The organism is Cellulosimicrobium sp. BMG9.23, assembly GCF_059159985.1.
The window spans coordinates 1-241 of the sequence record NZ_JBZGBZ010000028.1; the positions used below are offsets into that span (position 1 = coordinate 1).

The 241-nt window shown below is 69.3% G+C and carries 1 protein-coding gene; it reads left to right on the plus strand.

Annotated features, from left to right (window positions below):
* Positions 1 to 241, plus strand: a 241-nt coding sequence (locus AC4H2G_RS21565; protein ID WP_494367789.1) for an integrase core domain-containing protein, incomplete at both ends; no start/stop codon positions are given.

Here is a 241-nt window from a genome sequence, read left to right on the forward strand (position 1 = left end):
GCGCGTCCTACGCGCCGCCCCGGCCCAACCGACCACGATCACCCAGCTACAGACCCTGATCGACGCCTTCCTCGACGAGTACAACCAACGCCGACCCCACAGCTCCCTGCCTCACCGCAGTCCACCGCTCGTCGCCTACACGGCCCGTCCGAAAGCAACCCCGCGAAGCGACCGAACCAACGACACCCACGACCGCGTCCGCCACGACCGCGTCTCCACCGCCGGCACCATCACCCTGCGT